Raw genomic sequence first — 22233 nt, forward strand, 5'->3', positions numbered from 1 at the left:
AATCTGCTTGTGATTAATGCAAACCCCCTCTGTTATTCCCTATACGATTATTTCTGGCTTTCATGCTTTGTCCGAACCATTACGGTTAAAGGTGTTGGAATTACTACGAGAACGCGAATTGTGTGTATGTGATTTGTGTGATGCTTTGGGGGTAAGTCAATCCAAGCTATCCTTTCACCTCAAGACTCTTAAGGAAGCAGATTTAGTCCTCTCCCGTCAGGAAGGACGTTGGATTTATTACAGTCTTAATTTGCCTCAATTTGCTGTTTTAGGGGAGTATTTAGAAGATTACAGTCGTTTGCAGCAGATATTGCCAGCACGTTGTTGCCAAGACCAATAAGATAACATCAATGCATATGGAAAATCTATCTGTGTCTATCTGTGTGCATCGGTGGTCGATTTTCAATTGTCTTTAAACGCAAAGGTTCGCAGAGTTTTTGAGAATTTTATTTGCAATTAATTTAATTAGTATACCTAATTCATCAATTTTTTTTGATGGATTTTTGTAAACACTAGCTTGTTGCTCATTGACAAATCAACTTTTTTTGAAATGATAGAAATATAACTATCACATAAGCTACAAGGTGAAACATGAACGCGACAGGAGAGAAATTAGCGATCGCGCTTGGGATATTGGTATAAATCCCATACATCCACGCAAACTTCCCCTGCAAACCAGTACAGTAGGCAATAAAATCATTGATAAAAGAATTTTTTTTATTTAGACAAGAAGTATTAGCAGAAGCAATTGGCACCTTTACTTTAGTGTTTGCGGGTACAGGTGCAGTAATGGTGAACGAAGTCAGTAAAGGTGCTGTTACCCATGTAGGAATTAGTTTTGTATTTGGTGCAGTGGTAGCTGCTTTAATTTACTCCATTGGTCATCTTAGCGGCGCACACTTTAATCCAGCAGTAACACTGGCATTTTGGACTAGTGGTTTTTTTCCCAAACGGCGAGTTTTACCGTATATTTTGGCACAATCAATTGGAGCGATCGCAGCCTCAGCTACATTACGAATTAGCTTAGGGAAAGTTGGAAATTTGGGGGCAACTTTACCACTAAATAACAATTGGTTGCAATCTTTTGTCCTGGAAACACTTCTCACTTTCATTTTGATGTTTGTAATTTTTGGTTCCGGATTGGATCGCCGCGCACCAATTGGTTTTGCTGGGTTAGCAATTGGTCTAACTGTAGGATTGGAAGCTATGTTTATGGGGCCAATTACTGGTGCAAGTATGAATCCGGCGCGTTCATTAGGTCCGGCGTTGATCGCAGGTATTTGGCAACATCACTGGGTTTATTGGTTAGCACCTATTTTGGGAACACAATTAGCGGTGTTGATATATAGCCAGCTTTCAAATGGATTTCAAGACTTAAGAGAATAAGAGATATTAATACCAACTATCAACAAAATCATGAAAAAAATAATGTTTGTTTGCCAAAAAAATTCTCGTCGTTCCCAAATGGCAGAAGGATTCACTCGTACATTAGGTCAAGGAAAAGTTGCCGTCACCAGTTCAGGTTTAGAAGGTTCTCATGTAGATCCAATTACAGTCCAAGTCATGTCAGAAATTGGCATTGATATCAGTAATCAAACCTCCAAACCTCTAAGTGATTTTAAGCCAGAAGATTACGATGCTGTGATTTCTTTGTGCGGCTGTGGAGTGAATTTGCCAGAGAATTGGGTGACAACAGAAGTATTTGAAGACTGGCAACTTGAAGATCCAGAAGGAGAATCAATTGAAACCTTCCGCCGTGTCCGTGAGCAAGTCAAAGAACAAGTCGTGAAATTGCTTGCAGAACTCCGCTAAAAACAAAAATAATAATTATTTAAAGTTTGTAGTCAATGCTTAAATGCTCACTATGAACTTTTTGTTTTATGTCTGAAGCAAGATGTAATTAACAAATTTTAAAGCTTAATATATTAATTTGGTATAATTTTAAATTTATTGTTAACTGTGATTAATCAAAATCAAGAAAATATAGTTAACTCATCAATTGAATCTCCTTCTAGTAATGGATATAAATTTAGTTGGTTTGACTGGTTTTGCTTATGGTATCCTCCTGGTTGGCTAATTTTATTTAACCGCCACTGGCAGCATTATCATTGCGATACTGATGGTTGGAATTGGTTAGAGTATATTTTATTTTTAATTCCTGGTGGTTTTTATTTAGCAATATTTATTCGTTGGTTGCGTCTTGGATGTCGGAGTCCACGACAAGAAACTAGTGAATTTGATCCTAGCTATCAACAAGTTTTTAGTCAGGAAATCTTAGCTCCTATTGTTGAACATTATTTTCATAGTGAATTGCATCAATTAGAAAACTTACCAAATACAAAACCAATGCTGGTAGCCATGAACCATGCAGGAATGTGTTTTCCTTGGGATTTTTTATCCTTATGTTATTTATTAGGTAAAGAGCGAGGATGGATCTTAAAAACCTTAGCTGGTGTATCTCTATTTGATCATGCTTGGATGATTTGGTGGTTGCCACCTGGATGGTCAACAGTTTTGGGTGGTGTGAGAGCAGAGTTAAATGAATTTAGTACAGCTTTGCAAGATCACACGATTCTTTTATATGCACCAGAAGGGTTACGGGGACCAAGAAAAGGTTGGCAAAAACGTTATCAATTAGAAAAGTTTGATGTGAGTTTTATCCAGTTGAGCCAACGTTTGCAAATTCCGATTTTACCTATAATTTGTATTGGTAATGAGCATCTACATCCTTGGGCTACTAACTTTCAAAGATTACAGAGATTATTCAAATTACCTTTTTTACCTTTATCGCCTTTAATGTTGGTATTCATTCTGTTTCCATCTATGGGTGTTTGGGCAGCCAAAAGTCATCTACGTTACTTTATTCAACCTTTAGAAACAACTCATCTACAACAAAATTATAAAAATAGTTCAGATAAGAAACGTGCAGTAAGTTATCAACAAGCACAAGCATTACGAGAAAAAATTCAAAATCAAATTAATAAACTCATCAAAAAGTAAGTAGCCGTTAGAACTGCGTACACGAAAAATAATAAAAAACCTCACCCCTCCCCTCTCCTTACTGAGAGCGGTGTCCTCTCTTGATGGGGTGAAGTTACTCTCAAGTCAGGTTGGTATAGATATAGATAAAGCTAACTGACCAGGGTTGTCATTCGTCTTTGGAAAGGATTTCAATAATGTTCAAGTTTCATATCATAGTTTTATTTGTTGCCGACGACTTACTTAGTTATCTAAATTTATAAAATTAAGGTATATAATTTCCTATTCTACACAGTCAATTAGCTTTATACTTGATTCAAATAATACATCTATTCATGTCCAAATCTTGCAAGAAAAGGTTGTTTCAATTTTGACATTAAAAATTTTATGTTTGTAAAGAGCAATGTATTATTCATACCAATCTTACAAAAACTTCAAAGACTAGTAATAGGTTTGTACAATTTATAACGAAATATTAGTACTCAGAAATGCCAAGATTGTAGCAGAAGCATATTTAAATTCTTATGCCAGAACTACGCCAATCTTCTATTGCTCAGCACTACCACGAACGCACTAAGTATGACCCTCAGACTATTGCTTTTAGAAGTAGAGGGTTAGACTGGGCAAAGCAGCCAGTGCCGTTTAAAGAGTATAAAATAGGTTCTACTTTTGACCTTAAGCCCTATATTCAAAATCAGCCAGAAGCTTTTACTCATAATCCACAAGCGCAATGGTGGCAAAGATTATCACGGCTTTTGTTTTGCAGTTATGGACTAACTGCGAGAATGCCTTCGATGGGAAGTGCAGTATATCTCCGTGCTGCGCCTAGTGCTGGTGGGTTATATCCGGCGGAAGTGTATGTAGTTTCTCGTGGTACGTCGTTGTTACCTCCAGGACTGTATAATTACCAGTGTCGGAGTCATTCTTTGATGCATTTTTGGGAAAGTGACGTTTGGCAAGCTTTGCAAGAAGCTTGTTTGTGGCATCCCGCTTTAGAGAGTACCCAACTGGCAATTATTATTACTGCGGTTTTTTATCGTTCTGCATGGCGCTATGAGGATAGGGCATATCGTCGTATTTTTTTAGACACAGGACATTTATTAGGTAATATCGAGTTAGCTGGTAGTATTACTAACTATCGTCCTCACTTAATAGGCGGCTTTGTGGATGAGGCGGTAAATGAGTTGCTTTATATTGATTCTCTACAAGAAGGAGCGATCGCAGTTCTGCCTCTAGCAGATATGCTAGATATTCAACAGAACTTACCAACGTGGCGAACTGCTTTACCTTCTGCTACAGAAACTAATTATCCTAAAATTCCCGATGGCGAGTTACTGAAATACTTCCATCAAGCAACCCAGATCCAACCAGGAATTACTGGTAAGCTCAATTTACCTGAGGTTAAACAAGAAAAATCTTTAGAGGATAAATACAATTTTCCTTTTTGTCAAAAAATTTCTACTGTAACAGCACCAATTAACTGGGGTGAAAAGCTAATAGATTTAGAAAGTACGATTCTCAAGCGTCGTTCTACTCGTGCTTATACAGGTGAAGATTTAACATTTGATGAATTAAAAGCTTTACTTGATTTTACTTACCAACCTCAAAATTATATCGACCAAGGCTTTGATATTTCTCCAGACTACTTTGACCTCAATTTAATTGAAACATTTATTGCTGTTTCTGGAGTTAATGGATTAGAGTCTGGTTGTTATTATTACGCACCCAAAGCCCAAGAATTACGCCAAATTCGCTTTAAAAATTTTCGGCGTGAGTTACATTTCCTCTGTTTAGGACAAGATTTAGGGCGGGATGCAGCAGTGGTATTATTCCATACAGCTGATCTCAAAGCAGCCATTGCCCAGTATGGCGATCGCGTTTACCGTTACTTACATATAGATGCTGGTCATTTAGGACAAAGACTCAATTTAGCAGCTATTTGCCTCGGCTTAGGTGTTAGCGGTATTGGTGGTTTCTTTGATGACCTAGTGAATGATGTTTTAGGTATTCCTGCGGAAGAGGTAGTTTTGTATGTGACTACTTTAGGAAGACCAAGGTAGCTATTTGTCAAGTTTAAATTGATGGATAAGAAAGTAGCGCAAAATCCCGCCCTCAAATAAATGTGGGGCTAAAAGCCTAAGTTAGCTGAAAGCTAACCGGAATAGGGGTTTTAACCTGTGGAAGCGGGTTTGGGCTGATTGTTGCAAGACAGATGTAACTTGAAGCGCAAACTTTCACAAGAAATCGATGACATGCGATCGCTATCTTACCCTACCCAAGCCTTCATAGAAAGCAGTTCAATAGGTCTTTGGCAAAAGTCTATTTTCAAGAGAGTGTTCGTAATTAAGAATTTTCCTAATCTGTTAAGGGGCAACAAGAATCGTAAAAGTGTTACTCTTAGAAAATTTCAAGTAATATCAAGTTCGCCTGATGACTTACAATTTCCATTTCACATCACAAGAACAGCCCCTCTCAAGAAAAATGGTGCTTATTGATAATATTATGTAGTTATTAGGCAGCTGTGCCTTCTGCCCTCTCCTCTGTGTACCTTCTTCAAGAAGACTACTTTCTAATATCGGCGATCGCACCTTTAGTCATGGCAGCGATCGCTTTGTCTGTGGCTTTGGGCAAGTGATAATATTTGCCTCCTGCTGTTTTGGCTATTTCTTTGGCAAAGCCAGTGGAAACAAATTTACTTTCAGTATCAATCACCAACAGCTGCATTCCTAAAGCCCGGATTCTTCCAGCAATATTCAACAACTCGGCTTTGATATCTGGCTTTTCTCCTGGTTCTTGCGGTTCACCTAAAGAACGCGATAAAGGAATGTTACCTCGTCCATCAGTAATTGCCACGAGTACGACTTGCCCGATATCTCCACTCATCTGGGCATTTAACCCAACGCGGACAGCTTGTGTCAAACCGTGTGCTAGTGGGGAACCGCCACCACAGGGTAATCTTTCCAAGCGGTTCCGGGCTAAAGCGATCGAACGTGTTGGTGGTAATAATACCTCTGCTTGTTCTCCTCGGAAGGGAATTAAGGCTACTTGATCACGATTTTGGTATGCTTCTGTCAACAGTTGCATTACTGCACCTTTAGCAGACTGCATCCGGTTCAACGCCATCGAACCAGATGCATCAACTATAAATATAACCAACGCCCCAGCTTTGCGTGCCAAGCGCTTCGAGCGAACATCGCCTTGTTCGATAAATACCCGCCGCCCTTTCGAGGGTGGGGTGATGGGGTGATGGGGTGATGGGGTGAAATTTTTCTCCCCATCTCCCAACCTCCCCAACTCCCCATTTCTTCCCCTTTCATATCGTTCCCGTCGTGCTTTTTGATACGGTGCTGCGGCTCTCATTGTGGCATCTACGGCAATACGACGGACTTTGCCTTTGGGCAGCATTGGCTTAATGTAACGTCCCCGGTCTTCGGAGAAGATTAAGCTACGACTACCAGATTTACCGTGTCGCTGTGCCATTTGAGCAAAATAAAGCACACTCTGATCCAGAACAACTCCTTCGGGGTCAAAGATAAATTCTTCGGGAATGTTGGGTGGTTCCTGTTGTTCTTCCTTATCTTCCTCTTCTTCCTGTTCTTGATTGTCGTCGTCAGGTTCTTGTTCGTCTTGGGGAGGGGGTGGCGGTGGTGGAGGTTGTTGTTGATCGGGTGGAGGTGTCTGGATCTGAGTTGCGCGTGGGACTATGACTAATTCCACCGCACGACGCAAATCATCGGCGTTGACTTGGGTGCGTCCATCCAATGCTGCTGAGGCTTTGGCAACACGGACAGCGAATAATTCCGCCCGATGTCCCTGGACTCCTCCCCGGATTGCTTCTTCTACCAAGTAAGTGATTTGGTCGTGGGTAATGCAGACATCTTTTAGCCATTCCCGCGCAAAGATAATTTGGGTTTTGAGGGCGTCGATATCTTCGCTGTATTGCTGGAGAAATTCTTGAGGAGATTTGGAGTAGGCGATCGCAACTTCGACTGCTTGCACTCTTTGGTCTAAACCCAAAACACCATCAGCAGAAAGAACAATGGCAATTCTATCAAGTAAATGTTCTCGTAAAGCCCCTTCTTCTGGGTTGTAAGTGGCAATAAATAATGGTTTACAGGGATGCTGGAAACTTATACCTTCCCGCTCAATTTGGTTGCGTCCCTCAGATAATACTGTTAAAAGTTGGTTGCTAATTTGGTCATCTAATAAATTAATTTCATCGACATAGAGGACACCTCGGTTAGCGGCGGCGAGTAGTCCTGGTTGAAAAATAGTTTGCCCTTGTTTCACCGACTGTTCCACATCCACAGAACCGATGAGACGGTCTTCGGTGACTCCTAAAGGAATTTGGACGAAGGGTGCAGGAATAACTTCAGTTTCTACCCCGTCAACGGCGAGGGTGAGGGAAGGGTACTCTGCCAGTAATTTATCATCCCATTCCTCTGGGTGATTGGGGTCGCAATTGCTGATCGAACCTTTGACAACTTCAATTGGTGGTAGTAGGGCGTGGATCGCACGCGCCATGACAGATTTTGCCGTACCGCGACGACCTGCGATCGCTACCCCCCCCAACCCCGGATCGACTGCTGCTAAGAGTAAAGCTAGTTTGATGGCTTCTTGACCGACAACGGCGGGCAAAGGAAAGGTGGTAGTTGTAGGAGTGATAGTAGGCGCAGGCATGGTTTTTATAATAGTTTGTCTAGGTTTTTAGCTTACCAAATCTGGGACATATAGAGGCAGTGGGGAGGTGGGGGGAGATTAGAATTAATGTGGAAGTAATTGGGGTGATGAGGGCGATCGCTTTTTTGGGGAGGAAGGATGTATGAGTATTGCTCAGGCTAAACGTTTTACACTAGCTGAATACCACAAACTCACAGAATTGGGCTTTTTCGGGGAGGATGATCACATTGAACTAATCAACGGAGAAATTATTCAAATGGTAGCAAAGGGCAAAGCCCATGAAACTTTTTTAAGAAGATTATTAAAGGAACTCCCAAAACTTGTGGGAGACAGAGCAACTTTACAAACTCAAGCCCCGATAACCATACCACCCAACAGCGAACCAGAACCAGATTTTGCTATTCTCAAAAATAGCTCTGATGATTACGCTTGTGCTCACTCTCAACCTGCTGATGTGTTGTTAGTTATAGAAGTTGCCGATTCTTCTTTAGATTATGATCAAGATGTGAAAAAAACTCTTTATGCTCAAGCAGGTATTACTGATTATTGGATATTTAATTTGGGTGATAATAATTTAGAATATTACAGCGAACCATATCAAGATTATCAAAGTAAATATGGCTATTTGAATAAAAGAATTGTCTTATCTAATCAAGCGATATCCTTGCCTTGCTTTCCAGAATTATCCCTCAATTTAAGTAAGGTATTGCCACCAAAACAAAATGCTTAAGAACAAAAGAAACGTATACAAAAACTCCGCGTTCCTCTGCGCTTACCTTTGCGTCCCTCTGCGTTTAAAAGCGCTAATTTAAATCAACCAGCTTCTAATACTCATTCACGAATCCCCAAGACCCAATAACAAAGCTTTAACACTCATTAACGAAGTTCTGATCCTCACGCACGAGCTAAAAATACTCATTAACAAAGTTATGAATACTCGCGTATGAGACTTAAAGACTCAATCACGACATGCGAAGACTCATCAACCAGGTTCTGATCCTCATTCACGAGTTATCAAGACTCATTGACGAGATCATAATACTCATCAACGAGTCTTTTTTCTGCTTACGAGACACAATTAGCTTTAACGGGTTTGTTTTTAATAGCCTTGAAGCGTTCGCCTAACTGTTCAGCCAGGGTTTTTAATCCGGGAGTCTTTTTCGCAGCTGTCTTGACGTAATCATAAACCGTTAAACTGCTGCTCATGGCTTCGCTACCAACTGCCAAGAGAGTATCATCGACTTGTTCTGTGAGTTGGCGCAGTCTGAGTAAAACTTCTGTGAGAGAATTGGCTAATTGATAATCCCGGACAAATTCTTCTAAATCAAAACTCGGTGGTAGAATGTCGCGGTTGGACTGAGCAGCAGTGAGACTATTGTTGACAAAAGCTAGACTTTTATCACCCATTTTGACTAACTTGCGTCTTTCTTCGTTACTCAAGGTAATTAGAAAGGGTAGCTTTTTTTGAATTGTTTGCAGTGCTGCTTTGATTTCTTGAAGATCCGCTTCTGAAAGGGTAGCAGTAACATTTTGATAAGCCATAGTCAATTTTCTCTGGTGATATTACTGGGGAAATGACAACTTTGCTACCCACAGGTGCAAAAGAGTCATCTATTGTTATAGTTCCCACAGAAGTAGAGCGATCGCACAAAGTTATAGCACTTTGCATTTGAGTAGAATACACCTCACCCCTGCCTCTCTCCTTGGTAAGGAGAGGGGTGTCCGATAGTAGCGCAACGCACCATCCTAGATCCCTGGTGCGTTAGGACTAATGTCCATAACCCACCCTACCACTTTGCATTTGAGTAGAATACACCTCACCCCTGCCCCTCTCCTTGGTAAGGAGAGGGGTGCCCGATAGGGCGGGGTGAGGTTTTATATTTTACGCTCGTCCAAAATCACTATATTTACAATAATTGCAATACCCAACGGCGAAATAATTCTACAATAATTCGCCAACGTTCCTCAGTCTCCTCAACAACATCATGACGCTTCAGAGTCTTCAGTGCTTCCTGTAAACTTTCCTTATCCATATTGATCATCGTAGAGACGCGAGGAACATCGCGTCTCTAAAATTTATCGCCTCTTGACTCAACCTTTCTGGATGATCAGCAAGCACCTTGAGAATTTCCTGTTGACCAGCAGCACCCTGCGCCGCCTGACCTCACACTCCATCAAAATAGTAGCGTCCCTGTTGAAATAACTTCGGATCATTAATTACTGCTTCCACATCCTCAAGCGTGAAAGTTGGGTTGCGGGTGCGTCCCTGCTCAAAAATATAGTCATTGTAGCGGCGAACTAACAGGAAACCGACTAGCTGAACTATTATATGCATCTTCGATAGTGCGATCGCCTGCTAATGCTTTGTAAAAATCAGCAGCAAAAGCTATGGCTGCTTTGTCACCAATCTGATCATTCATCCCAATTACAAAGGGGATATGTTCAGCAATTGCTTTGGCTTAAATTTCAGAATAACAAGCATTTAGCACTACACACTTGACCTGGTCGGCAAACAACTCGAACATTGCAGCCAAAGCTTCAGGTTCTACAAGCTGATAATTACCCAGTTCATTTTCAAAAGCAAGCTCACTCTGACTTGTCCCATGCCCAGAAAAGTGTATAATTTGCGGCTTGACATCAAATATTGCCTGAGTAATATCTCTTACACGAACTGATTCTCTTTGTTCTAGCAGGTACTTGTCTCGCTCTTTAGCAATTTGCAGTCTTTCTTTGATATCTCGTAACTCTTGCCCTAAGCATAACCCAGAAGCATCACTGGGATCGGCCGCTAGAAACAGGATTTTGATCGGAATATCACTGTTCATTCAGGCAAGTATAAGAGTTAAATCAGTAAAAAATATCACACTTAGTTGCTGAATCCAAATCTAAAGCTGGGATTTTATTAATAGTTGAGTAAAGCTTAATTACACAAAAAATCGACTCACAGCACAACTAAAACCAGGCAACAAAGGAGAACTCAATTCATCATTATCCAGCAGCGTTGCAATTAATGTTAACCTCGCATTTTCCCGCCGATAAACTTCAACTTGTTGCAATCGCCAATCTGCAATCCAATATTCCTTGACTCCCCGTGATGCATAAAGCTTGAGTTTCGCTTCGCGATCGCGGCGTTCATTTTCCACACCAGGCGATAACACCTCTACCACTAAATCCGGTGCGCCTGTTAAATGTCCCGCTTCATCTAACAGAACCGCTAAACGTTCATGACTCGCCCAAACCACATCTGGGATCACATTATCAGTTTCTGAAAACAGAACGCCAGGAGTAATACTTGCTTGTCCCAAACCACTAGAATCTGACCAAAAATCAAGTTCTCGGAAGATGCGACCGCAACTACGTTGATGCTTCCAGTGGGGCGCTCTGGTCATGAATAATTCTCCATCTATAATCTCATAGCGCGTACCCTCGTTTTCGGGTAGGAGGTTTATGTCTGTGGTAGTCCAGCGTACGCGTTCGCGTAGCGGCTCCTTCGGAGCATCGCTTGCTGTCTGGTTCATAACGGCTTTCCTTTTCAATAGCGTTACATTTTAGGCTAACTTTTCCTTAAACAATATTGATATTGAAATTTTTCGATAATAATGGCATGAAAGAGAAATTGCCCGAGATGCACAAACTTTTAATATTTCATGATGACAAACTTCTACGCCAAGCGCTGACACACCGTTCCTATGTCCATGAAAACCCAACAGAAGGCGAACACAACGAACGTTTGGAATTTCTTGGTGATGCTTTACTCAATTTCCTCAGTGGTCAATATCTCTATCGCCGTTACCCTGAAAAAGGAGAAGATGAATTAACTAGAAGGCGATCGGCATTGGTAGATGAGAAGCAACTAGCTAAGTTTGCGATCGAGGTAGGTTTAGATTTACGAATGCGGTTAGGTAAAGGTGCAATTCTCGATGGCGGTTTTCAAAACCCGAATTTACTCAGTAGTACCTTTGAAGCCGTGGTTGGTGCTTATTATTTAGATAATAATTCTGACATCGAGGCGATTCGGGCAGTTGTGGAACCACTGTTTGCAGATGTACCAGAAAATATTGTTGATCATCGGGCGAATGTAGACTCAAAAAATCGCTTTCAAGAATGGGTGCAAAAGAACATTACCCCTACTCCACCTAAGTATGTGACAGAACAAGTGGGAGGTTATTCTCACGCACCAGAATTCGTTGCTAAGGTATTTGTGGGTGAAAAAGTTTATGGCATAGGTAGGGGACGCAGCAAAAAAGATGCTGAGAAAGCTGCTGCTGAAGATGCTTTGGTGAAGGTGAAAGAAAACTCAAAAAATTTACTCTAATTTTTGAAAGTCCTGCTGCACCTCATTCCACAAAGCTTTGTTATGAGGGTCTGTTTTGAGGGCTTTTTTCAAATATATTTTGGCTTTAAGCGGCTGATTTTCTTTAATTAAAACCCGTCCCCAAATTTGATAAGCGATCGCTTGCCATTGACGTACTTCTGCATCTTCTGGTAGACGTGTTGCTAAAGCCTCTGCTAAGGCGATCGCTTGCGGGAATCTTCTTTGTTTCAAAAATATTTGCAATTGTTCGTAAGTTTGCCACTTCAATTGTTGTTCAATTTCCGACACTTGAGGCGGTTGTGGCATCGGTTTGGTTTGCGGTGTTGTTTTCGGCTTTTCTGTAACGGTTGGTTCCGGGCGAGTTACAGTTGCTGTCTGAGTTGGCTGTGGGGCTATTTCCTGTGGGGCTACCACTTGCAATAGCAACCTGTATGCCTCAGTCAAGGCAATAAACTTATCTTTGGCTTTGTTGTCATCTGGGTTGATATCGGGATGATACTGCTGCGCCAATCGTCGATAAGACGCTTTAATATCAGCAAAAGAAGCACCCGACCTTAAACCCAACAAACGGTAGCAATCTCCAAGATCCATCGTGATCTACAAGAAGCATTAGTATCAGCTATCAGCATATAGCTTAATCCTTAAGGTACTTAATCATAAAGACCAAATTGCCATTTTTAGGGAACAGGGAGTGTGGGGAGGTAGGGAAGGAGAGGGGCTGTTCTTGTGAGGTTTTTTCATGCCTAGCGGTGAAATTTTTTCATTGGGACTAGCTTGAAAATGAGGAGATTGCCTCTGACAACCCAACTAACATATCCTGCTACTAGCAGCTTATACGGATGTTTTAACAATGTGTTTCGTGTTATTAACCCTGTGTCGTTCTACATCCAAGTTAAGACAACAATTAGAATTGACGTAGTGTGTCTTGGTTTGGAAAGTGTCTGAGTCTGTATCTGTTCGCGATCGCTACCTGGCTTTAGTCGATGAAATTGTTGAAATTACCCTCAAGGGCAAGATCAGTTCTGTTGAGCAAGTGTATCAAATCCTGCTCAATGGTATCACGGCTGGAACGGGGGAAATATTTGAATTGGCATTGAGCGATCGCCTTAATAGTATTCAGCAGCAAGTAGACAACGAAAAAGACGAACTCAAAAAAGCCAAAGCTACCCGTAGTCTTAGGGCCATAAAAACAATCCAAAGTCAATGGCAACGGGTACAAGAACAAAACAAAGCCACAGAAGCCACAGCTACCGCAGTTAAAGAAATTACTACAGCCTCAACTGAGGAACGACTGGCTACCTTTTTACGCGTCACAGATCCAAACAGCAAGTATCGCCTCAACTTACAACAGCTTCAGCAATTGTCAAAAGCTTTACAACAGTTTGCCCAAGCAGATTCTGATTTACAGCAAATTTCTGAAGGTATTGCTCGTGGCGTTGCATCTTGGCAGCGACTACAAAACCATTTAGTTAGCTGGATGTACGAGCAAAATCGTGAAGCTTTGGGTTTTGGCGGTATACCAGAAGAAAGTGGTCCTTGGGCAACTTGGGCAAAACAAGTACAAAGCGAGTTACCCCATGCACTGCTTCGTACCTTAGCAACAGAACAATCTGCGATTGAATTTGCTAGGCAGTACCAAGTCAGCCTGAGAGATTGGGTAGAAATTACACTCATCTTACAATACCTGCAACGGGGATTAGTCCACTGGTTTGACCAACAACCTTACAACGTTAAAGCTGGTTCTAAGCTTTCTATTTCTACATATTTGACTTTTGCAGTCATCTGGAGTCAACTAGCAAATGGTTTTAGTGAAGATATCACCTACAATAATGCAGCTTCGCAAGTGATGTTACAAATATTGCGATTATTTAGTCAAGCTCAGTATTTTCCCTTGTATGGTGGGATCTTCGCTTCCTTTTCTGGTAGTTACTTGCGCGATACCCTGAATTACCTAGATGAACCATTGCGGAGAGTCGAAGGAACCCAAGAAAAAGCCCGGATATTGACAATTTTAGGCTACTCACAACGAGCGTTGGGACAATACGAAAGTTCAATTAACTTTCATCAACAGGCTTTGGAGATTGCTCGTCATGCAGGCGATCGCCCCTGTGAAATAGCTAATCTCAACCATCTTAGCCGTACTTATGTGCAAGAGCAAAGATATGCAGAGGCAATAGATTATAGTCAAAGAGCATTAATCATGAGTCGGCAAACAGGGGATAGGACAGGAGAAGCCTATGCCTTGGTAAACTTGGGTTACAGCGAAGTCATGCAGGCTCAACAACAAGAGCAAATAGAACCCGAAACCTATGAAATGCCGATTAACTATTTGCAACAAGGTTTAAAACTATCCGAACAATTAGGCGATGTCCAAAGTAAAGCTTTGTGTTTAAGCAGTTTAGGTATTGCTTATTTGGTAATTGGAGATTCCCAAAATGCTATTAAATATTTAGAAGAAGGCTTTAAAACAGCGCAAATATCCGGTGATTTATATCTCCAAGGATTGAATTTAGCTAATTTAGGTGAAGCGAATTATAACTCAGCAAATTTTGCCAGAGCAATTTACACAGGTTGTTTGGGAATGTATTTATTGAACCAAATTGCTTCCCAAGAATGGCGAAAAGTAGCGAGATTACTAACAATATTACAAGGTCAACTTGGGGTAGAAGGTTTTCAAAACGCATTGCAGCAAAATCGCCCCAAAATTATTTCTGTAATTGGTGTGGATGGGTACGATTATATTCCACAGTTGTTAGAAGAATATAGAGGCGAGATGTAGAGATGATTATTTTTAGTTAAGGACTGACTGTAGTGTAATTATTGTAAAGCTTTCCCTATGCCTAACCTAACCATTGCCATCCCTCCAGACTTTGAAGTCACTCATGAACAGTTCAAGGAACTCGCTAGTGTTAACTATGACATCAGACTAGAAAGAACAACCAGAGAATTAATACTTATACCCCCTACAGGAAGCGATACTGGCTACCATAACCTAGATATTGAAGGACAGCTTTAGCTTTGGAACCGTCAAACCAAATTAGGCAAAGCTTTTAATTCTTCTACAGGATTTCACTTACCAAACGGGGCCGATCGCTCTCCGGATGCAGCTTGGATAAAATTGGAACGCTGGGAAAAACTCACAAAAGAAGAACAAGAAGGTTTTGCACCTATATGTCCAGATTTTGTCGTGGAATTGCGATCGCCCTCCCACAGCCTAGAAACTTTGCGCGACAAGATGAAAGAATATATGAAAAATGGAGCCAAGTTAAGGTGGTTGATTAACCGAAAAAATCGCCAAGTTGAAATCTACAGACAACGAAAAGATATAGAAATATTAGATCATCCCAGTAATGTATCAGGTGAAGACGTACTACCAGGATTTATCTTAGATTTAACAGAGATTTGGTAAGTCAACTGAAGGCTGAAGTATGAAGTATCAAGTCAAGCCTTCCATTAATTCCTAGTGAATTCCCTCTAAAAAAACTCTGCGTCCCCACCGAAGCTTTGATCCTCGCGATCGCGAGGATCTTACGCTAACGGAGGAAACCTCCGCACCCTTCGGGAAGCCACGCAAAGCGCGTCTACAAACTTCTCTGTGGGCTGACTTTGCGTCCCTGGTGCGTTTTAATTAGCGATCGCCAATCACAAATGGAAACTCTGCTTTCACATTCCACCGCTTACCGTCGTGTCGCAGTAATGTCAAATTATCTGCTGTAAATTCAAAATATAACTCACGCTTCTCAAACTCTGGCCAAGCAGATCTAAAATTCTGCCGTGTTAAATCTTTAAACGCCACTGTCATATGAGGTGCGAAAGGTCGAGTTAAAGATACCTGATCAACAATTCCCAATTGATCGGCTAAGTGTGTCATTAAATTCGCTTGCAATGCCAATAGCTCTGAACTTCTCACCACATTAATATAGATGACGCGGGGAACAAAAGCACCATATCCACTTAAGGTAATTGGTATTGGATTTTGGCTGCTGGCAAATTCCTGCAAACATGCTTCTAATACTGGCAGGTTTTGATCAGACCATTCAAAAGGTGGTTGTAGAGTAATGTGAGGTGGAGATTTTTGGGCGTGACGACTGGCGTAGTGGAGGGCAAAGTGCTGCTTTATTTGGTTGACATAATCCTGAATTTCCAGTGGTGGCAGCAGGGCAATGAAAAAAAGAGTTTGTGATTTTTGCAAGGAAGTTTATCAGTTACCAGTTATCAGTGATCAGTTATCAAATAATCAATAGGACTTACGCAAAATCTCTCTGAAAGCCTCTTTCTTTGTGTTCTTTGTGACTCCAGCCCCCCAAAAAGGCGGTTTTCGTCACGTAGACACGTTCGCACAGCGTGTCGCTTTGCGACAGTGGCTTAAGGTAAGGGTAGGGGGACTGGCGTAGACGCCCGTAAGGGCGGCTTCAAAGTAGAGTACCCGGAGGGTGGTTCGTTTTTCCGTTACTACTGCGTAAGTCCTAAATGAATTTACTCTATTTAATACTTTATTAAGCTCTAGAGCATCAGTCAAATAATATAACATTAGTTCGATGAACCTCTCAACCTCCTCTTCTAAAAGCCAAATTCAAAAAGTCTGACGCTCTGCTATTTATCACTAAAAATCAAAAAAGCTTATTTTTTAATATTATCTTAAGAATGCACTTGACTTTTGAGCAAAATCTGAATAATCTAGTTGTATATAATTAAGTCGCATTAACGACAGGCACACGTTAATATACTTAACCTACGGGCAAAAGCTTGTGCCTCCTGCCAAAGTCCAGCATTGCAATAGTTCACTTGAATATCACATTTGTTTTCAGTTGCACTGTTTAATTTTTAACTCGGTGAGTGCTTTCTTTTGAGCTTCCTATGTATATGAACTAATTTGCAGTGTCTTACTGTCCACCCTTAGTTGTTGTAATTACTCCCATCGATAACTCTTAGTGACGCAATACATTTTTAATTAATTGCGATCGCGTTCTAGTTCTAAATAAAATTTCTGGTCTAGCAGGCTTCTGCTAGACCTCATTTATTTTAAGTAAATTAGCTATTTTCTGGTAATAATTAATATAAAAAACACATTGAGGGGAACTAAATTAAACTTGTCAATGCAAGAGGATATCCAGCGCATTCGCAGTATCAGCGATAGCTAAAGATCCTTTTCCAGAGCAGATACCAAAAATAAAATCGCCTTTAATATTCATCAAGGTATCGACAATACTATTTTGATTGTCAAATATCGTCTCAAAGCGAATAATACTCGCCCCACTATTGAAGTTGTGAAAAATTATAGTGATATACCTCCAATCCCATGTTTTGCCGGACAATTGAATCAAGTATTCATACACAAAGAACGCAAAGAAAAAAGTTTAACCGAGTTGCCTTAATAGAGTACTAGAACTCTACGCGATCCCCATTCCCCAATGACTATTTACTACTTTCACTGATACACTTGAACTTTCCGCCTTCCCCACTAATCAGCGCCTATGGTGCATATAAAAAGGGTTGAACTTACCAATTTTAAATCCTTCGGTGGCACAACCTCTGTCCCTCTGTTGCCGGGGTTTACTGTTATTTCTGGGCCTAATGGTTCCGGAAAATCGAATATTCTCGACTCACTGCTATTTTGCTTAGGACTCGCTAGTTCTAAGGGAATGCGCGCCGATCGCTTACCCGATCTCGTCAACACTACCCAAACTAGCAAATCTCGTGCTGCTGTCGAAGCTAGTGTGACTGTGACGTTTGATTTATCGGATCATGAACCAGATGAATTTTTAGAAGTTGAACCGATTGTTTCTACTGTCGAAGTCGACAGCTTCGATGACGAAACCCCCGTTGCAGAGGAGGATATAGAGGGGGTGGAACAAATAGAAGACGAGAAAAATCGCAAACAAAAAATCCGCGCCATACCCGGTGGAGAATGGAGTGTCACCCGCAGGCTACGGGTGACTCCCCAAGGAACTTATACATCAAACTATTACATTAATGGTATTCCCAGTACTCTCACAGAGTTACACGAAGAATTAGAACACCTGCGCGTTTATCCAGAAGGTTACAACGTCGTTTTGCAAGGGGATGTAACTAGTATTATTTCGATGAATGCACGGGAAAGGCGCGAAATTATTGATGAGTTGGCAGGGGTGGCAGCCTTTGACCGTAAAATTAATCAAGCGAAAGACACTTTAGAAGAAGTTCGCGAAAAAGAAGACAGTTGTCGAATTATTGAGACAGAGTTAACTGCACAGTGCGATCGCCTCTCTCAAGATAAAGCCAAAGCCGAAAAATACCAAAAACTCCGCACTGAATACTTAGAAAAACAAAAGTGGGAAGCGGTTTTATCTTGGCGTACCCTGCAAAATCATCAAGAAAAGTTAGCGAACCAAATTCAAGCAGGCGATCGCACTTCCACCGAACTCACCGAACAACTTACTCACCTTAACACCCAAATTACCCAAAAAAATATCGAACTTGAACAACTCAACGCCCGTGTGAAAGCATTGGGAGAAGAAGAACTGTTAGCAGTACAATCCACCCTCGCTAACCAAGAAGCCGAACGTAAACAACTCCAGCGCCAGCAAATAGAACTAGAAACAGCATCCCAAGAAACAGCCAAGCGTCTTGTTCAAACTCAGCAAAAAATTCAACAGCACCAGCAAACTATAGAACAACTGGTGCAACAACAGAGTGAACAAACGCAAAATTTCGTATCTCTACAACAACAACGAGATGCAACTCAACAAGAATTAGAAAAGTCTCGTCAAGCAGCAGCAGAAATTGCTTCTGCTTCGGAAGCGTGGGTACAACAACAAACAGCACTCAATCGCCAAATTGAAACTTTGCTGCAAACCGTCGAACCCCAACGCACTGAACAAGCACAGCTAAGGGAACGAAACAACCAACTCCAACAGCAAATTCAAGAACAAACCCAGTTAATTCAAACTCTAGAACCACAACTTGCAGAAAAACAAACTGAGTGTAGTCGCCTAGAAACAGAAGTTAATTCCTCTAGCGAACCAATTCAAGCATTAGCGGAAAATCTCACCGCCACAGAACAAGAACTACAAATTCAACAGGAAACCCAAAAGCGCCTATTACAAGAACAACGGGAAAAACAACGCCAATTAGATAAATTAGAAGCACAAGCACAAGCACAACAAGAAGTCCAAGGTACTGGCGCGAGTAAAGTCATTCTACAATCAGGAATGCCTGGTATTTGTGGGATGGTTGTCAAGTTAGGGCGAGTGGAACCGCGTTTTCAACTCGCTTTGGAAATTGCTGCTGGTGCGCGTCTAGGACACATTGTGGTAGAAGACGATTCGATCGCCGCCGCCGGAATTGAATTGTTAAAGCAAAAGCGTGCTGGGAGAGCGACTTTTTTACCATTAAATAAAATTCAGACTCCGAAATTTACACCCGATGCAACGCTGCGTTTAGCCCAAGGTTTTATCGGCTATGCTGTGAACTTAGTAGAGTGTGCGCCCCGTTATCGGGATGTGTTCGCCTACGTTTTTGGCAATACAGTTGTGTTTTCCACCTTAGAACATGCTCGTAAAAATTTGGGACTTTACCGGATTGTCACCCTCGAAGGCGAATTGTTAGAAACCAGTGGCGCGATGACTGGCGGTAGCGTCTTCCAGCGTTCGGCGTTGCGCTTTGGGAGTGGTGAAGCGGCGGAATCGGAAGAAGTTTTGGCGCTGAAAAAACGATTGGGAGATATTGATCGAATTTTAGAACGTTGTACCGAAGCGATCGCATCTCTTTCAACTCGCACCAAACAGCTTTCGCAAGAATTGACAGAAGCACGTCAAACACGACGCGAACAGCAGTTGCAACTAGAACAGTTACAAAAAGAAATCAAAACCCTCACTACCCAGTTAGAAACGACGCGATCGCAACTTAGCCAAAATACCGAAAAGTTAACTTCTGCTCAATCACGTTTGGAAATTCTGGATCGGGATTTACCAGGACAAGAGCAACAATTACAACAACTACGCCACGCACTCGCAGAGTTGGAAGCCTCCCAAACTCCCCAGGAATGGCAGCAAATCCAAGCTGTGATCAAAGAACAAGAGCAACAATTACAACAACGAGAACAAGCATTACGCTCAGCCGAACAAAACCTCAAAGATCTAGAAAATCAGCAACAGCGCTTACAGGAGAAAATTCAAGAATCCGAACAACGTATTATTGAATACCAAACCCAACAAACCACTTGTAGAGACGCGATGAATCGTGTCTCCACTGAAATCACCACAATTGAGGAGCAAATTTTCCAAACCCGCCAGCGTTTGAGTGAAATGGAAGCGAATTTGGGCGAAGAAAAACAAAAACGCGATCGCACCGAACAGGAATTGCGTGCTGACACCCAACGTCAACAACAATTAGAGTGGGAAATTCAAAAACTCCAACAAACCCAGCAAACGCGCCGGGAAGAACTAGCTAACGTCCAAGCACAACTGCAAACAGTAGCGGCGGATTTACCATCGCCGTTACCAGAAGTACCAGATAAAGTCGATTTAGAAGAATTACAAAAAGAATTGCGATCGCTTGCCAAGCGCCTGCAAGCAATGGAACCAGTGAATATGCTGGCGTTAGAACAATACGAACGAACTCAAAAACGTTTAGAAGAACTCACTCAAAAATTGCAAACATTAGAAGCAGAACGTACAGAATTATTGTTAAGAATTGAAAACTTTACTACTTTGCGTCAACGCGCTTTCAAAGAAGCATTCGATGCCGTCAATGAAAACTTTAAATCAATTTTTGCTACCCTTTCTGAAGGCGACGGCTATTTGCAACTCGACAATCCCGAAGATCCATTTAGTAGCGGCTTAAATTTAGTCGCACATCCTAAAGGTAAACCAGTACAGCGCCTTGCGTCCATGTCTGGGGGAGAAAAATCTCTCACAGCTTTAAGCTTTATTTTTGCTCTCCAAAGGTATCGTCCTTCGCCATTTTATGCATTTGATGAAGTAGATATGTTTCTGGATGGGGCAAACGTGGAACGATTAGCTAAAATGATTAAACAACAGGCGCAACAAGCACAATTTATAGTTGTGAGTTTGCGTCGCCCGATGATAGAATCAGCCGAACGCACGATTGGCGTTACTCAAGCAAGAGGAGCTTTTACTCAAGTGCTGGGTATTAAGTTACAATCATCTAATACGTCGGCTTGAGTTTTTGTTAATAATAGTGTATAGATAAACCGGATTCGAGATCAGGACTCGGTATAGAATGACCTCTGAACAGATAATTAGGCGTTCCGATATTTTAAATACCCAGGTAATCACCCGTGACAACGGTAAAAGGCTAGGCATAGTCAGTCAAGTCTGGGTTGATGTAGATCAGCGAGAGGTTGTGGCTCTTGGCTTACGAGACAGCCTGATCTCCGTCTCTGGCATACCGCGCTATATGTACCTCAACAACATCAACCAAATCGGGGATGTGATTTTGGTTGATAACGAGGATGTCATCGAAGACATTGAGGTTGAGGTTTTCAGCAACCTGATTAACTGGGAAGTAATTACAGAAACAGGTGAAGTCTTAGGTAAAGTCCGGGGCTTCAAGTTCAACGGCGAGACAGGGAAAATATATTCTATCACTATCGCCTCCTTAGGACTACCCCAAATTCCTGATTCTTTCTTAAGTACCTATGAACTTTCAGTAGAAGAAATCGTTAGTACAGGCCCTAACAGGCTCATTGTATTCGAGGGTGCTGAAGAACGGGTAACTCAGCTAACAGTTGGTATTCTAGAGCGTCTTGGTATCGGTAGAGCGCCTTGGGAGCGGGAAGACGTAGAAGATTACAACTACGCTCCCCGAACAGTAGCACCTTCCAACCAGTTACCGAGTGGAGTGCCAATAGAACCAATTAAGCCTAAAGTTCGCGCTCCCGAACCTGTGGTAGAACAGGAATGGGACGAAGACTATTATGAGGAAGAACGTCCTCAACGACGGGTGATGGAAGCACGATCTTACGAGTCCATCCGCTACGAAGAAGAAGAGGAAGAAGACAACTGGAGTGAAGCCACGGGTAAAGATAGGTATGAAGCCCAACCCTACGAACCACCCCAGCCTTATACCACCAAATCATCATATACAGAAGAATATGATGATTACGACGACGATCTCAAACGCGACGCTTGGGATGATGAACCACCAAAGCCGGTAAACATTCCCAAGAAAGTGAAAGAGAAAATGCCAGAGTACGAAGAAGAAGGCGGGTATTAAATCAGTGAACAGTGGACAGTTATCAGTGAGCAAAAACTAAT

Annotated in this window: 20 protein-coding genes and 1 pseudogene; 12 read left to right on the plus strand and 9 right to left on the minus strand. The window is 41.7% G+C overall.

Annotation, left to right across the window (positions count from 1 at the left end; all coding sequences use genetic code 11):
• Positions 1 to 16: 16 nt before the first annotated feature.
• The 6 genes from RS893_RS14475 to RS893_RS14500 all read left to right on the plus strand — a co-directional run bounded on the left by RS893_RS14475 (position 17) and on the right by RS893_RS14500 (position 5039).
• Entirely contained in the window at positions 17 to 340 is a 324-nt protein-coding gene (locus RS893_RS14475; RefSeq protein ID WP_315791772.1) for a metalloregulator ArsR/SmtB family transcription factor, read from the plus strand.
• Positions 341 to 584: 244 nt separating this feature from the next.
• Positions 585 to 725 (plus strand): hypothetical protein, encoded by a 141-nt coding sequence (locus RS893_RS14480; RefSeq protein ID WP_315791773.1) that lies wholly within the window; start codon positions 585 to 587, stop codon positions 723 to 725.
• On the plus strand, positions 691 to 1386 hold the full coding sequence (locus RS893_RS14485) for an MIP/aquaporin family protein (RefSeq protein WP_315791979.1): 696 nt from the start codon (positions 691 to 693) through the stop codon (positions 1384 to 1386). Before RS893_RS14480 ends, RS893_RS14485 begins: the two co-directional genes overlap by 35 nt.
• 42 nt (positions 1387 to 1428) lie before the next feature.
• The gene (arsC, locus tag RS893_RS14490; RefSeq protein WP_315791774.1) at positions 1429 to 1812 is read left to right on the plus strand and encodes an arsenate reductase, glutathione/glutaredoxin type; all 384 of its coding nucleotides are present in this window, start codon (positions 1429 to 1431) and stop codon (positions 1810 to 1812) included.
• Positions 1813 to 1959: 147 nt separating this feature from the next.
• On the plus strand, positions 1960 to 3000 hold the full coding sequence (locus RS893_RS14495; RefSeq protein WP_315791775.1) for a 1-acyl-sn-glycerol-3-phosphate acyltransferase: 1041 nt from the start codon (positions 1960 to 1962) through the stop codon (positions 2998 to 3000).
• Between the two features lie 503 nt (positions 3001 to 3503).
• Positions 3504 to 5039, plus strand: coding sequence for a SagB/ThcOx family dehydrogenase (locus RS893_RS14500; RefSeq protein WP_315791776.1), 1536 nt, complete (start codon positions 3504 to 3506; stop codon positions 5037 to 5039).
• 502 nt (positions 5040 to 5541) lie between these two features.
• Here the strand turns inward: RS893_RS14500 and bchD are convergent.
• Positions 5542 to 7659: a magnesium chelatase ATPase subunit D gene (bchD, locus tag RS893_RS14505; protein WP_315791777.1), complete on the minus strand. Its 2118-nt coding sequence runs from the start codon at positions 7657 to 7659 to the stop codon at positions 5542 to 5544.
• A gap of 142 nt (positions 7660 to 7801) precedes the next feature.
• Between bchD and RS893_RS14510 the strand changes: the two genes are divergently transcribed.
• Positions 7802 to 8389: a Uma2 family endonuclease gene (locus tag RS893_RS14510; protein ID WP_315791778.1), complete on the plus strand. Its 588-nt coding sequence runs from the start codon at positions 7802 to 7804 to the stop codon at positions 8387 to 8389.
• 335 nt (positions 8390 to 8724) lie between these two features.
• Here the strand turns inward: RS893_RS14510 and RS893_RS14515 are convergent, their stop codons facing one another.
• From RS893_RS14515 to RS893_RS14540, 6 genes are all read right to left on the minus strand, one after another.
• Positions 8725 to 9201, minus strand: a complete 477-nt coding sequence (locus tag RS893_RS14515; protein ID WP_315791779.1) for a hypothetical protein — start codon at positions 9199 to 9201, stop codon at positions 8725 to 8727.
• Between the two features lie 365 nt (positions 9202 to 9566).
• Positions 9567 to 9692, minus strand: coding sequence for a hypothetical protein (locus RS893_RS14520; RefSeq protein WP_315791780.1), 126 nt, complete (start codon positions 9690 to 9692; stop codon positions 9567 to 9569).
• A 131-nt stretch (positions 9693 to 9823) separates the two neighbouring features.
• Positions 9824 to 9994 carry a hypothetical protein gene (locus RS893_RS14525; RefSeq protein ID WP_315791781.1) on the minus strand — a complete coding sequence of 57 codons (171 nt, stop codon included), beginning with the start codon at positions 9992 to 9994 and terminating at the stop codon, positions 9824 to 9826.
• Entirely contained in the window at positions 9942 to 10079 is a 138-nt protein-coding gene (locus tag RS893_RS14530; protein ID WP_315791782.1) for a hypothetical protein, read from the minus strand. The genes RS893_RS14525 and RS893_RS14530 overlap by 53 nt, the downstream gene beginning before the upstream one ends.
• Before the next feature lie 39 nt (positions 10080 to 10118).
• Positions 10119 to 10484: a CHAT domain-containing protein gene (locus tag RS893_RS14535; RefSeq protein WP_315791783.1), complete on the minus strand. Its 366-nt coding sequence runs from the start codon at positions 10482 to 10484 to the stop codon at positions 10119 to 10121.
• Positions 10485 to 10583: 99 nt separating this feature from the next.
• A complete protein-coding gene (locus RS893_RS14540; protein ID WP_315791784.1) occupies positions 10584 to 11177 on the minus strand; it encodes a Uma2 family endonuclease in 594 nt (197 codons plus the stop codon).
• A gap of 107 nt (positions 11178 to 11284) precedes the next feature.
• Between RS893_RS14540 and rnc the strand changes: the two genes are divergently transcribed.
• Positions 11285 to 11974: a ribonuclease III gene (gene rnc, locus RS893_RS14545; protein WP_315791980.1), complete on the plus strand. Its 690-nt coding sequence runs from the start codon at positions 11285 to 11287 to the stop codon at positions 11972 to 11974.
• Here the strand turns inward: rnc and RS893_RS14550 are convergent.
• Complete coding sequence (locus RS893_RS14550; protein ID WP_315791785.1) at positions 11966 to 12565, minus strand: DnaJ domain-containing protein; 600 nt, start codon at positions 12563 to 12565, stop codon at positions 11966 to 11968. The genes rnc and RS893_RS14550 overlap by 9 nt on opposite strands.
• Before the next feature lie 346 nt (positions 12566 to 12911).
• On the opposite strand from RS893_RS14550, the gene RS893_RS14555 reads away from it, so the two are divergent.
• Both RS893_RS14555 and RS893_RS14560 read left to right on the plus strand, forming a co-directional pair.
• Complete coding sequence (locus RS893_RS14555; RefSeq protein WP_315791786.1) at positions 12912 to 14753, plus strand: tetratricopeptide repeat protein; 1842 nt, start codon at positions 12912 to 12914, stop codon at positions 14751 to 14753.
• 57 nt (positions 14754 to 14810) lie between these two features.
• Positions 14811 to 15383, plus strand: a pseudogene (locus RS893_RS14560) (Uma2 family endonuclease).
• A gap of 219 nt (positions 15384 to 15602) precedes the next feature.
• On the opposite strand, the gene RS893_RS14565 reads toward RS893_RS14560, so the two are convergent.
• Positions 15603 to 16166: a 2'-5' RNA ligase family protein gene (locus RS893_RS14565; protein ID WP_315791787.1), complete on the minus strand. Its 564-nt coding sequence runs from the start codon at positions 16164 to 16166 to the stop codon at positions 15603 to 15605.
• 1282 nt (positions 16167 to 17448) lie between these two features.
• Here RS893_RS14565 and smc point away from each other — a divergent pair.
• A complete protein-coding gene (gene smc, locus RS893_RS14570) occupies positions 17449 to 21138 on the plus strand; it encodes a chromosome segregation protein SMC (protein ID WP_315791788.1) in 3690 nt (1229 codons plus the stop codon).
• A 58-nt stretch (positions 21139 to 21196) separates the two neighbouring features.
• On the plus strand, positions 21197 to 22192 hold the full coding sequence (locus RS893_RS14575; protein ID WP_315791789.1) for a PRC-barrel domain-containing protein: 996 nt from the start codon (positions 21197 to 21199) through the stop codon (positions 22190 to 22192).
• Positions 22193 to 22233: the final 41 nt, after the last annotated feature.

Source organism: Fischerella sp. JS2, from assembly GCF_032393985.1.
Classification (GTDB): Bacteria; Cyanobacteriota; Cyanobacteriia; order Cyanobacteriales; family Nostocaceae; genus Fischerella.